The sequence below is a fragment of the Sagittula sp. MA-2 genome, from assembly GCF_030126985.1.
GTDB lineage: Bacteria > Pseudomonadota > Alphaproteobacteria > Rhodobacterales > Rhodobacteraceae > Sagittula.
Genome location: NZ_CP126145.1, coordinates 3586191 through 3598785 on the forward strand (window position 1 = coordinate 3586191; position 12595 = coordinate 3598785).

Consider the following 12595-nt stretch of genomic DNA (forward strand, 5'->3'; position numbering starts at 1 on the left):
TACGTGCACGGCCCTCATGGCCCGCCGCCAGTCCGCGCCCCGGTCCTCCCCCACACACCCTTGGACGGCGCATCCGCGCACGAACCTGCACGCGCTCCCTTGGCGGACCGATCCATGTTGGCTAGGGATTGGCACGCAATCGAGCCGCAGACAGGGACGCAACATGGACGACACCGCCGCACGCTTCACCAGGGTCACGTCGAGCCACTGGGGCGCCTTCGAGGTGGACGTGGAGAACGACCGCATCGTCGCCACGCGGCCGTTCCAAGGCGACACGCATCCCTCGCACATTCCCGACATCCTCCCGCAGGCGGTGCATCACCGTTCCCGCGTGGCGCGGCCGTCCATCAGGCGCGGCTGGCTGGACACCCGCCAGCGCAGCGGGCGCGGCACCGACGACTTTGTCGAACTGCCCTGGGACGAGGCCCTCGACATCGCCGCGGCCGAGATCGATCGCATCCGCAAGACCCACGGCAACGAGGCGATCTTCGGCGGCTCCTACGGCTGGAGTTCGGCCGGACGGTTCCACCACGCCCAAAGCCAGGTGCACCGGTTCCTGAACAGCATCGGCGGTTACGTCGCCTCCTTCGGCAGCTATTCCACCGGCTGCGCGCAATCGATCATGCCCCATGTATTCGGCACCAACTTCCTGTCGCTGCTCTACGAGCATCAGGAGGGCTGGCATTCGATCCACGATCACACCGAAACGCTGGTGATGTTCGGCGGGATCAATCCGAAGAACGCGCAGGTCAGCATGGGCGGCGTGACCGATCACGACACCGCGGGCTGGATGCAGCGTTTCCTCGCCAAGGGAATGTATTGTCTGAACGTCGGACCGCAGCGGACGGACGCGCCAGCGGATTGCGCGTGGCTGCCCGTCCGACCGGGGTCGGACACCGCGCTGATGCTGGCGCTGGCTTATGTGCTGGAGAGCGAGGGCCTGACGGACCACGCCTTCCTCGACCGCTACACCGAGGGGTTCGCCCGCTTCCGCCCCTACCTCATGGGCGAGCGCGACGGCACGCCGAAGACCCCGGAATGGGCGGCAGAGCTTTGCGGCGCGGCGCCTGACGCGATCCGCGACCTCGCGCGCCGGATGGCGTCGACCCGCACGCTGATCACCGTGGCCTGGTCCCTTCAGCGCGGCGAACACGGGGAACAGCCCTACTGGATGTCCGCCGTTCTGGCCGCGATGCTCGGTCAGATCGGTCTGCCCGGCGGCGGCGTGGGTTACGGCTACGGCGCAATCGGCGGCGTGGGCAAGACGCTCGACGCCATGTCGGGGATGACCTTCTCGCAACTGACGAACCCGGTGCAGACGCGGATCCCCGTGGCGCGCATCGCCGACATGCTGCGCAACCCCGGGCAGCCCTACGACTTCAACGGCCAGCGCGCGCCCTACCCCGACATCCGCCTGATCTACTGGGCGGGCGGCAACCCGTATCACCATCATCAGGACCTCAACGCCCTGCACGAGGCCTGGCAGCAGCCCGAGACGATCATCGTCAACGAACCGTGGTGGACCGCCACGGCCAAGCGCGCGGACATCGTCTTCCCCGCGACCACCCCCTACGAGCGCGAGGACATCGGCCGGTCCAGCCTCGACGACCACCTGTTCCACATGCCGCGGCTGGTGTCGCCCGTGGGCGAGGCGCGCGACGACTACGCGATCTTCGCCGGTCTGGCCGAACGGATCGGTGTTGGCGAGGTCTTTTCCGAGGGCCGCAGCGCCGACGACTGGATCGAGGTCCTCTATGCCGACTACCGGGAACGGGCCGCTGCCCAGGGGGTCGATATCCCCCACCTCGACGGGTTGCGGCAGGAGAACTGGATCAAGCTGCCCATCCGCTCGGACCGCGTCGGGCATTCGTACTTCGGCCCCTTCCGGCAGGACCCGGAACAGGCACCGCTCTGGACGCCTTCAGGCCGGATCGAGATCTTCTCAGCGACCATCGACGGGTTCGGGTATGACGATTGTCCCGGTCACCCGATCTGGCTGCCGCCGTCGGAGTGGCTGGGGTCCGCCGCCCCCGAGGCACCGCTGCACCTCGTCTCGCCCCAGCCCGGCGACAAGCTGCACAGCCAGCTCGAAAGCGCGCTGGCGGATGTACCGGGTGCACGGCCCGCGACGCTCGTCATCCATCCCGACGACGCGGCCACTAGGGCGATCAGCACGGGCGACCTTCTGCGGGTTTTCAATGCGCGCGGCGCCTGTCGCGCCCGGGCGCAGGTGTCCGAGGACATCCGCCCCGGCGTCGTCGCCCTGCCGACCGGCGCATGGTTCAGCGACCCGGGCGGGAACATCGACCTCGACGGCAACCCCAACGTCCTGACGAAGGACGTGGGCACCTCGAAACTCGGTCAGGGCTGCAGCGCGCACACGGCGCTGGTGAACGTCGCACGCCTCGACACCTGAGCCACTTCGCCGGTCGTCTTCCTCCGTGCGGGTGACACCGTCCCCGCGCGGAGCCGCCTCCACAGGCACGCCCTTCGTAGTCGAGGGGTCGGGTGCCCTTTCCACGACGCCGTCCCCGGCGGTCGTGTGTTTCCGCATTTGCCCCGCACGGGTGACCCTTACCCGGCACTTTCAGAGTAATCCTTCCCCTCACTGCGCATGACCGGAACCGTCCGCAGGTGAGTCGCGCGATTCCAAGGGATGGCCTCAATCGGCCTCACATCCAGACGCGCCAACCACCGCCCCGCTCTGAAATCAGCCCAAAATGACATCAATCGACGTCTGGCGACGCCGAAACCCCCGATTTTAGCAAAAAGTTGTCGATGACAGTTGTCATCGACAATTGTCCTGCGCAACCTATTCGGAGTGACGCAAGGACAAGTCACGCCGCACTTAAACGATCAGAAGAACGCGTAACGATGACCGACACTCCGAAGGACTGCTTCGACGAAATCGAGATCGACTGCCTCAGCACGGCGATCAGCTACTACATCCGGGTCCTGAACCTCTGGGTGTCGCGCGACCTGGAGAAGAAGCTCTCCGGCTCGCCGCTGGCGGGCGGGACCGGGAAGGTCTCGACCCTGTTCATCGTGGAGCATCAGCCCGGCATCACCGCCTCCGAGATCCGGCAGTTCGCCGGCAAGGACGCGCCCGCGATGACCCGGCTCGTGGACAAGCTGATCACCGACGGCCTGCTGGACCGCCGCCCCGACCCGGAGACAAAGCGCCGCCAGCAGCTTTTCATCACCGACAAAGGCCGGACCGCGCTGGACGAGGTGCGCGGCATCGTCGGCCGCGAACCCGAAGAGGCCTTCTGGATGCTGACCGCCGAGGAACACGCACAAACCGTGGCCCTGCTGCGCAAGATCGCCGCCGCATACGTCGAGCGCCACAACGGACTGGATTGGAAGCGAAACAGGTCATGACCCGAAAAATCATGTTGTTGACCGGCGGATCCCGCGGGATCGGCCTGGGTATCGCGTGCGAAGCGGTACGGCGTGGATGGTTCGTTTCGCTGGGCCTGCGCAACGCCGACACCCTGCCCGAGGGCCTGACACCCGACGCGGCCGAAGTGGTCGGCTACGATGCCACCGCGGGCGGAGAACAGGACTGGGTCGCGGGCGTCATGGATCGCCATGGCCGCATCGACGCCGTCGTGGCCTGCGCGGGACTGCTGGAACACGACAGCATCGTGACCGGCGATGATGCAAAGGTGCTGCGGCTTTTCGAGGTCAACGCCCACGCCCCGCGCCGCCTGGCTGCCGCGGCGTGGCAACCGCTCATCGACAGCGGAGCGGGACGCATCGTCGTCATGGCTTCGCTCTCGGGCAAGCGGGTGAAGTCGCAGCGCTCCGGCCTCTATGCCTTTTCGAAGTTCGCCGCCGTGGGGCTGGCGCATGCGCTGCGCCACGAAGGCTGGGACCACGGCATCCGCGCCACCGCGATCTGCCCGGGCATCGTCGCCACGGACATGGGCCTCTCCGCCGCGAACGGGTCGCTTCCGGTCGAGGCGATGACCCAGGTCGGGGACCTCGCCGCCCTGACGCTCAACACCATCGAAACGCCCGGCACGCTCTGCCAGGCGGAGATCACCTTCAACTGCCAACTTGACGGAATATTCTGATGCCCGGACCACGTGTAACCCCTGTCCACGGGGACGAAGACCTGCCCGGCAAGGTCGATGTCGTCGTGATCGGCGGAGGCATCATCGGAACCTCCACCGCCCTCGAACTGACCGAGAAGGGCCTGCGCGTCGCGCTGTGTGAAAAGGGCGGCATCGGTCAGGAGCAGAGCTCGCGCAACTGGGGCTGGGTGCGCATTTCCCGCCGCGACCCGCGCGAGATACCCCTGATGGCCGAAGCGCTGCGCATCTGGCCGGGGCTGAAGGAACGGACCGGGCGGGAACTCGGCTACAAGCAATCCGGCATCCTGTTCGCCTGCCGCAGCGACAAGCAGATGGCGCAGTACGAATCTTGGTCGGACCACCTGAAGCCCTACCAGCTCGACAGCCGCATGGTCTCGGGCGCGGAGTTCGACTCGGTCATGCCCGGCTGCAATGAACCCGTGAAGGGCGGTCTCTTCACCGCCGCCGACGGGCGCGCCGAACCGCAGCTTGCCGCCCCCGCCATCGCCGAGGCGGCCCGCGACAAGGGCGCCGTCATCCTGACCGAATGCGCCGTGCGCGGGGTCGAAACCAGCGGCGGCGCGATCAGCGGCGTGGTGACAGAGCGCGGCCCCATCGCCTGCGACGCCGTGGTGCTGGCCGGCGGAGCTTGGTCGCGGCTGTTCTCCGGCAATCTCGGTATCGAGTTCCCGCAACTGAAGGTGATGAACACCGTGGTGCGGACAGAGCCGATCGAGGGCGGCCCGGAGGCGGCCTACTGGACCAGCGACTTCTCGTTCCGCAAGCGCAAGGACGGCGGTTACACGCTGGCGTCCGGGTCCGTGAACGTGGTCGACATCGTACCCGACAGCTTCCGGCTGGCGCTGAAGTACCTGCCCGCCCTGCAACACCAGTGGCGCGACCTGCGCCTGCGCTTCGGCCCGCGTTTCGCGCAGGAGGCCTCCTACGCGCGCAAGTGGCGCAACGACGAGACCACGCCCTTCGAATACACCCGCGTGCTCGATCCGAAGCCGCACGCCAAGGTGGTCCGCAACACGCTGGAGGCAGCGGCAAAGGCCTTTCCGATCTTCGCCAACGCCAGGCCGCGGCAAAGCTGGGCGGGGTACATCGACGTCACGCCCGATGCAGTGCCGGTGATCTCCGCCGTCGACTCGCTGCCCGGTTTCTTCATGGCGTCGGGCTTCTCCGGGCACGGCTTCGGGATCGGCCCCGCCGCCGGACGCCTGATGTCCGAGATCGTCACCGGCCGCCAGACCTGCGTCGACCCGCATCACTTCCGGTTTTCGCGGTTCTCGGACGGCACCCGCCTGAAACCCGACGACGGGTTCTGAAACGCCCGCCCGGTGAAAGACCCGGGCGAAGCAAGCGGCGCCGCCAGAAGCGCCGGACCAAGATCGAAACTGACCTTCCATTCACCGAACAGGGGAACGTACCCATGACCAACACTGGAAACGACCTTTCGCATCCGTCCCGCCGAGGTTTCCTCGGGATGACACTTCTGGGCGCTGCCGGGCTGGGGCTCGCCTCCTTCCCGGGCACTGCCCGCGCCCAGGCCTCCGGCCAGGTGATCGTCGGCATCAGCCAGGAGCCGACCGTCTTCAACCCGCACATGCTGCACATCGAGGTCGACGAGGGTATTCACTGGGCGCTCTTCGATCCGCTCTTCTCGGTGGAGCCGGACGGCACCTTTGCGCCGCGCCTCGTGACCGAGGTTCCGACGGTCGAGAACGGCGGCATCTCGGAAGACGGCACCGAATGGAAGATCACCCTCAAGGAGGGCGTCACCTGGCATGACGGCACGCCGATGACGGCGGAGGACGTCAAGTTCACGCTGGAGCTGCAGAAGGACGACAACTTCCGCGCCGCCCGCCGCACCGGCCACGAGCTGATCGAGGAGATCACCGTCGTCTCCGACACCGAGCTGACGTGGAAGATGTCGTCGCCCTTCGCGCCCTACATGGCGATCCTGAGCTGGACGATGATCATCCCCAAGCACGCCTTCGACGGCGTCGATCCGAACGAGGCGCCGTTCAACCAGACACCCATCGGCACCGGCCCCTTCAAGTGGGACAGCCGCGCGCCGGGCGACAACATCCAGCTTCTGGCCAACCCCGACTACCACGGCAACAAGGCGCAGATCGAACGGGTGGTGGTCAAGTACGTGCCTGACCTGACGGTGCTCTATACCCAGTTCAAGACCGGCGAGATCGACGTGATCGCGCTTCAGGGCATCTCGCCCGACCATTATGCCGAAGCCTCCACCCTGCCGGGCAAGACTGTCGAACTGGTCCCGGTGGGCACGGTCGAAACGCTGTCGCTGAACCTCGGCAACCCGGCGCTGGCCGACAAGGCCGTGCGCGAGGCGCTCTACCTCGGCGTCGACAAGCAGACGGTGATCGACGCGCTCTACTACGGGCTGCCGACACCCACCGAAACCTACATGCCGCAGCAGAGCTTCTACTACAACGCGGACCTGCCGCAGCACGTCTACGACCCCGAGGCGGGCAAGGCGATCCTGGAAGAGGCGGGCTGGGTCGTGGGCTCCGACGGCATCCGCGAGAAGGACGGCCAGCGCCTGAGCTTCGTCTGCTCGACCACCGCGGGCAACCACACGCGCGAGCAGCTTCAGCAGTTCCTGCAGCAGACCTGGAAGGACATGGGCATCGAGATGTCGATCTCGAACCTGCCGCCGGCGGTGATGTGGGCGGATCACTGGATGCAGTCGCAGTTCGACATGGCCGTGGCCGGGATCATCTTCCTGACCGGCCCCGACCCGGACACCCGCGACTACTTCCACAGCGAGGCGATCAATGCGCAGGGCGGCGCCGGACAGAACACCTTCCAGTACGCCAACGAGCGGATCGACACCCTGCTGACCGAGGGCGCGACCACCGTCTCGCCGGAGGCGCGCAAGCCGATCTACGAGGAGATCCAGTCGCTCGTCCGCGAGGAACTGCCCTTCCTCCCGCTGTTCCAGCGCAACGAGGTCCGCGGCCACGCCGAGACGATGAACGGCTACCAGCCGAACATCAACGTGCGGATCACCTTCTGGAACATGCAGGACTGGAGCTGGTCCTGACCCGCATCCAGACCTGACCGAACAGGCCAGCCCGGCGCGCCACGCGTGCGCCGGGGACGGCCGCCCCTTTCCCATCCGGAGGCCGCACCATGCTACGTTTCCTCATCAACAGGGTCCTGCAGGGCACCGTGCTGATCCTGATCGTGTCCATGATCGGGTTCACCGTCATCAACCTCGCCCCGGGCGGGCCGCTGTCGCAATACGCGATGACCCCGGGCATGAGCCAGGCCGACCTCGACCGGATCGCGGCGCAGATGGGTCTCGACCGGCCCATTCCGATCCAGTACCTCGACTGGCTGGTTCACATGGTGCGCGGAGATTGGGGCAACAGCTACCGAGACCTCTCGCCGGTCACCGACGTGATCTGGCGGCACATGTGGGCGACGCTTCTGCTGATGGGCACCTCCACCGCCATCGCCGTCAGCCTCGGCACGCTGATCGGCGTGCTGGGCGCGCTGAGGCGCTATTCGATCTTCGACTACATGGCCACTGTGGGGGCGATGATCGCGCTCTCGATTCCGACGTTCTGGTTCGGGCTCGTCGCCATCTTCTTCTTCTCGCTGGAACTGGGCTGGCTGCCTGCGGGCAGCATGTACACCGTGGGCGACCAGAGCCTTGGCGACTACCTCATCCACCTGATCATGCCCTCTCTGGTGCTGGCGCTGGTCAACGTCGCGATCTGGAGCCGCTACATGCGGGCCTCCACCCTCGACGTGATGGACCAGGATTTCGTCCGCACCGCCAGGGCCAAGGGCCTGCCACGCTACCGCATCATCAGCGCCCACATCGTGCGCAACGCGCTGATCCCGATGATCACCCTCGCCGGGCTGCAGCTGCCCACCATCATCGGCGGCGCGCTGGTGACCGAGACCGTCTTTACCTGGCCCGGCCTCGGGCGGCTGTTCATCGATAGCCTCGGCTACAACGATTACCCGGTCATCATGGGGCTCCTGATGTTCTCGGCCATCCTCACCGTGATCGGCAACTTCCTCGCGGACGTGGGGGTGGCGCTGGCCGACCCGCGCATTCGCCTCGGCTGACGAAAGGACCGCACAGATGACCGCCCTTCCCGACCCCGCCGTCCGCCGCACGCCCCTGTCGCTGTTCACCGGGCCGCGCATGCGCAAGTTCATGCGCCATCGCCTTGCGATGGTCGGCCTGTTCATGATCGTCGCCCTGACCCTGGCGTGTTTCCTCGGGCCCTACTTCCTGCCCTTCGACGAGCTGTATATCGACCTGCGCGCCCGCTTTTCCCCGCCCCTGACCGAGAACCACATCCTCGGGACCGATCCGCTGGGCCGGGACATCGCCGCGCGCCTGTTCTCCGCCGGGCAGATCTCGCTGACCGTGGGCTTCACCGCCATGGTCCTGTCGACCCTGATCGGCACCGTGATCGGGCTGGTCGCGGGGTACTTCGGCGGCTGGACCCGCACCGGACTGATGCGCGTCGTCGACGCCTTCCTGTCCTTCCCGTCGATCTTCCTGATGCTGACGCTCGCCGCCTTCCTGCAACCGTCCCCGGCGATGATCACGCTCATCATCGCGGTCACCTCATGGATGGAGGTCGCCCGCATAGTCGAGGCCGAGGTGCGCGGGCAGGCCTCCCGCGACTTCACCGCCGCCGCACGCATGATCGGCGCGCCGCACTGGTGGATCATGCTGCGCGAGGTCCTGCCCAACGTGATAGGATCGATCATCGTGGCCGCCACGCTTACCGTCGCCCGCGCCATCCTGCTTGAGGCCTACATCTCCTTCCTCGGGTACGGCATACAGCCGCCGCTGCCGAGCTGGGGCAACATGCTCAACAACGCGCAGCAGTACCTCGACAGCGCGCCGTGGCTCGCCATCGTGCCCGGCGTCGCCATCACCCTCGCGGTGACCTCCTTCAACTTCATCGGTGACGGGCTGCGCGACGCGCTGGATGCCCGCTCGGTCAAATAGGCGAGGCGAGATCCATGACGACCGCATCCCCCTCTAGCGACCCCGTCCTGTCGGTCCGCAACCTGTCGATCAGCTTCAAGGGCGGCCGCCGCGAACTGCCGGTGGTGCATGGCATCGACTTCGACATCCACGGCGGCGAGACGCTGGCGCTGGTGGGTGAATCCGGGTCGGGCAAATCGGTGACTTCCTTCGCGCTGATGCGGCTCTTGCCTGACGCCCGGCACTGCGTCATCCGGGGCAGCGTCACCATCGGCGGGGTCAACCTGCTGGAACTGTCCGAACGCCGCATGACCGCGGTGCGCGGGCCGAAGATTGCCATGATCTTCCAGGAGCCGCTGACCTCGCTCAACCCGGTGCACCGCGTGGGCGACCAGATCGCCGAGGCGCTGCGCTATCACCGCAAGTTGACCCGGGCGCAGATCCGCACCCGCGTGCTGGAACTTCTGACACTCGTGGGCATCCCCGACCCGGAAAGCCGCATGACGGCCTACCCGGGAGAGATGTCGGGCGGCATGCGGCAGCGCGTGGTAATCGCCATGGCGCTTGCGCTGGAACCGGACCTGCTGATCGCCGACGAACCGACGACCGCGCTCGACGTGACGGTGCAGGCGCAGATCCTCGAACTCCTGCGCGACATCCAGAAGCGGACCGGCATGGCGATGCTGTTCATCACCCATGACTTCGGCGTCGTGGCCGAGATCGCCGACCGGGTCATGGTCATGTACTCCGGCCGGATCGTCGAGGAAGGCACGCTCGAAGACGTGCTGACCCGCCCGCGCATGCCTTACACCCGCGGCCTTCTGGCCTCTGTGCCGCGGCTGGAGGATGCGGGCCTGAAGAAGGGCGCACTCGGCACGATCGAGGGATTTGTTCCCACGCCCGGCGACCTGCCGCAGGGCTGCAGCTTCCATCCCCGTTGCCCTTACGCGCAGGCCGGGACCTGCGACACGATGATGCCGGACCTGCTGCCGCACGGCAAACCCGGTCATCCGGTGCGCTGCGCCCGGGCAGAGGACGCCGCGCTGAACCCGACCTGCATGGAGGACATCTCCGCATGAGTACGCTGATCGAAGCCGTCGACCTGAAGCAGCACTATCCCGTCCGGCAGGGCGTGCTGGGCCGGCAGACCGCCGCGGTAAAGGCGGTGGACGGTGTGAACCTGCGCATCCAGCGCGGCGAGGTGCTGGGGCTGGTGGGGGAATCCGGGTCGGGCAAGTCCTCTCTGGGCCGCACCCTGATGATGATGGAGCGTCCAACGTCGGGATCGGTCCTCTACGAGGGCACTGACCTTGCCATCCGGTCCCACGCCGCTTTGCACCCCTACCGGCGCAAGATGCAGATGGTGTTCCAGGACCCGTTTTCCTCGCTCAACCCGCGCATGACGGTCGAGGACAGCCTGACCATGCCCCTGCGCTTCCACCAGCCGGAGCTGAGCGCCAGCGACCGCCGCGACGTGGCCGCCGACACGCTGGAGCGCGTGGGCCTGCCGCGCAGCATGATCACCCGCTATCCGCACGAATTCTCGGGCGGGCAGCGGCAGCGCATCGGGATCGCCCGCGCGCTGATCGTGCGGCCGGACTTCATGGTCGCGGACGAACCGGTCTCGGCGCTCGACGTGTCGGTGCAGGCGCAGGTGCTCAACCTCTTCTCCGACATCCGCGACACGATGGGCCTGACGCTGCTGTTCGTCACCCACGACCTTGCGGTGGTGGGGCACATCGCAGATCGGGTGGCGGTGATGTACCTCGGCCAGATCATGGAGATTGCACCCACCCGTGCGCTCTTTGCCTCGCCCAGGCACCCCTACACCGAGACGCTGCTTTCCGCGGCCCCGCAACCCACCGTGGGCGCACGCCGGACCCGCATCCCCATGAAGGGCGAACCACCCAGCCCGCTGTCGCCGCCCTCGGGCTGCGTCTTCCGCACCCGCTGCGCGCACGCCACCCCGGACTGCGCCCGCGCCCGGCCGGAACTACGGCCGCGCGGCCCCGGCCACCTGAGCGCCTGCATCCGCGACGACCTGACCCTCGTGCCGGCGATAGGCGACAGCACCTCATCTTCCAGACGAAAGCACATGGCATGACCCAGTTTTCCCCCTTCGACACGACGCTCTGGCATGCAACGGCCACCCCCGCGCCGGACACCGGCCCGCTGGAAGGCACCGTGCGCACCGATGTCTGCGTGGTGGGCGGCGGCTACACCGGCATGACAACAGCCATCGAGCTGCGACGCCGCGGTCACGAGGTCGTGCTGCTGGAAGCGCAGGAGGCCGGCTTCGGCGGGTCGGGCCGCAATGCCGGGCACTGCACGCCGACGTTCTCCTACTACTCGCTGGACGAGCTGCGCAGCCTGCTGGGCCACGAACGGGCCGCACGCCTGATCGCCCGCCAGACAAAGGGGGCCGACATGGCCGCCGAGTTCATCCGCGATTTCCAGATCTCCTGCGAATGGAAACAGAACGGCTATTTCCACGGGGCACTGACGCCTTCGCGCATGGACCGCATCCGCAAGAAGGCCGACAGCTATGCCTCTGTCGGCTGCCCTTCGCGCGTTGTCGATGCCGCCGAGGCGAAGCGCCTGACCGGGTCCGACCGTTTTCACGGCGGCTGGATGCTGGAGTCGGGCGGCCACCTGAACCCGCTGAGCTACTCTCGCGGGCTTGCCCGCGCCGTGCTGCAGGAAGGCGCCCGCCTGTTCACCCGTTCCAAGGTGTCGAAGGTCGACCGGCAGGGCGACAGGTGGCACGTCCGCACCGATGCGGGCGAGGTCGTGGCAGACAAGGTCATCATGGCCACAGGCGCCTATACCGACGGCGGCTGGAAGGGTCTCGACAAGACCTTCCGCATCAAGAAGGTCATCCTCGCCGCCACCAGCCCCCTGCCCGAAGATGTCCGGGCCGAGGTGCTGCCCTTCGACGGGACGATGCACGACGGGCGCGGCGACATCTTCGTCTACAAGTACAACCGCGAGGGCCGGATCGTGGCCTCGATGTTCCCGATGGGCAAACGTGGCCGCGACCTTGAGTACACGCGCCGGATGTTCATGGACCGGCTGCGCTGGCTGCATCCGCAAGTGCCGGAAAGCACGACATGGGATTACTACTGGATGGGCGAGCTGGACATGCAGCGCCACACCATTCCCCGCCTCTACGACCTTGGGCCGGGCGCGCTGGCCTGCACCGGACTGTCGGGGCGCGGCGTGCCCACCGGCACCATGCTGGGCGGCATCCTCGCCGACTGGGCGGAGGGCACGGCGGAGAAGGACCTTGCCTTGCCGGTCGAACGGCTGAAGTCGGCACCGCCCTACATGTCCTTCGCGCCCGGCCTGATGCTGCGCTGGTACGGCATGCAGGACAACCTTGCCGCCCGCCGCGATGGCGTGGAGCTGCCGCCGCACGCCTGACCCGCCTTGAAGGGTCGCCGGTCCTTGGGATGAAGACCGCCGCGAGCATCCTCCGGACCGGCATTGGCCGGTGGTCAGTGCCTGAACGCGGTGT

10 protein-coding genes are annotated in these 12595 nt (G+C 67.2%); all 10 read left to right on the forward strand.

Annotation, left to right across the window (positions count from 1 at the left end; translation table 11 throughout):
* The first annotated feature begins 163 nt into the window (after positions 1-163).
* Positions 164-2416, forward strand: a complete 2253-nt coding sequence (locus QNI11_RS17535) for a molybdopterin-dependent oxidoreductase (RefSeq protein WP_283981122.1) — start codon at positions 164-166, stop codon at positions 2414-2416.
* Between the two features lie 458 nt (positions 2417-2874).
* On the forward strand, positions 2875-3381 hold the full coding sequence (locus QNI11_RS17540) for a MarR family winged helix-turn-helix transcriptional regulator (RefSeq protein ID WP_283981123.1): 507 nt from the start codon (positions 2875-2877) through the stop codon (positions 3379-3381).
* Complete coding sequence (locus tag QNI11_RS17545; RefSeq protein WP_283981124.1) at positions 3378-4079, forward strand: SDR family NAD(P)-dependent oxidoreductase; 702 nt, start codon at positions 3378-3380, stop codon at positions 4077-4079. The genes QNI11_RS17540 and QNI11_RS17545 overlap by 4 nt, the downstream gene beginning before the upstream one ends.
* Positions 4079-5410, forward strand: a complete 1332-nt coding sequence (locus tag QNI11_RS17550) for an FAD-binding oxidoreductase (protein ID WP_100929327.1) — start codon at positions 4079-4081, stop codon at positions 5408-5410. Before QNI11_RS17545 ends, QNI11_RS17550 begins: the two co-directional genes overlap by 1 nt.
* A gap of 104 nt (positions 5411-5514) precedes the next feature.
* On the forward strand, positions 5515-7158 hold the full coding sequence (locus tag QNI11_RS17555) for a peptide ABC transporter substrate-binding protein (RefSeq protein WP_283981125.1): 1644 nt from the start codon (positions 5515-5517) through the stop codon (positions 7156-7158).
* A gap of 89 nt (positions 7159-7247) precedes the next feature.
* Entirely contained in the window at positions 7248-8198 is a 951-nt protein-coding gene (locus QNI11_RS17560) for an ABC transporter permease (protein WP_283981126.1), read from the forward strand.
* 16 nt (positions 8199-8214) lie between these two features.
* Positions 8215-9099, forward strand: coding sequence for an ABC transporter permease (locus QNI11_RS17565; protein WP_283981127.1), 885 nt, complete (start codon positions 8215-8217; stop codon positions 9097-9099).
* 14 nt (positions 9100-9113) lie between these two features.
* Positions 9114-10157 carry an ABC transporter ATP-binding protein gene (locus QNI11_RS17570; RefSeq protein WP_283981128.1) on the forward strand — a complete coding sequence of 348 codons (1044 nt, stop codon included), beginning with the start codon at positions 9114-9116 and terminating at the stop codon, positions 10155-10157.
* Positions 10154-11182, forward strand: coding sequence for an ABC transporter ATP-binding protein (locus tag QNI11_RS17575; protein ID WP_283981129.1), 1029 nt, complete (start codon positions 10154-10156; stop codon positions 11180-11182). The genes QNI11_RS17570 and QNI11_RS17575 overlap by 4 nt, the downstream gene beginning before the upstream one ends.
* On the forward strand, positions 11179-12501 hold the full coding sequence (locus QNI11_RS17580; RefSeq protein WP_283981130.1) for an FAD-binding oxidoreductase: 1323 nt from the start codon (positions 11179-11181) through the stop codon (positions 12499-12501). Before QNI11_RS17575 ends, QNI11_RS17580 begins: the two co-directional genes overlap by 4 nt.
* The last annotated feature ends 94 nt before the right edge of the window (positions 12502-12595 follow it).

Bases quoted from the DNA above. Each gene is read 5' to 3' on its own strand.
- QNI11_RS17535 (WP_283981122.1), top strand. From the start codon at position 164: ATGGACGACACCGCCGCACGCTTCACCAGGGTCACGTCGAGCCACTGG.
- QNI11_RS17540 (WP_283981123.1), top strand. From the start codon at position 2,875: ATGACCGACACTCCGAAGGACTGCTTCGACGAAATCGAGATCGACTGC.
- QNI11_RS17545 (WP_283981124.1), top strand. From the start codon at position 3,378: ATGACCCGAAAAATCATGTTGTTGACCGGCGGATCCCGCGGGATCGGC.
- QNI11_RS17550 (WP_100929327.1), top strand. From the start codon at position 4,079: ATGCCCGGACCACGTGTAACCCCTGTCCACGGGGACGAAGACCTGCCC.
- QNI11_RS17555 (WP_283981125.1), top strand. From the start codon at position 5,515: ATGACCAACACTGGAAACGACCTTTCGCATCCGTCCCGCCGAGGTTTC.
- QNI11_RS17560 (WP_283981126.1), top strand. From the start codon at position 7,248: ATGCTACGTTTCCTCATCAACAGGGTCCTGCAGGGCACCGTGCTGATC.
- QNI11_RS17565 (WP_283981127.1), top strand. From the start codon at position 8,215: ATGACCGCCCTTCCCGACCCCGCCGTCCGCCGCACGCCCCTGTCGCTG.
- QNI11_RS17570 (WP_283981128.1), top strand. From the start codon at position 9,114: ATGACGACCGCATCCCCCTCTAGCGACCCCGTCCTGTCGGTCCGCAAC.
- QNI11_RS17575 (WP_283981129.1), top strand. From the start codon at position 10,154: ATGAGTACGCTGATCGAAGCCGTCGACCTGAAGCAGCACTATCCCGTC.
- QNI11_RS17580 (WP_283981130.1), top strand. From the start codon at position 11,179: ATGACCCAGTTTTCCCCCTTCGACACGACGCTCTGGCATGCAACGGCC.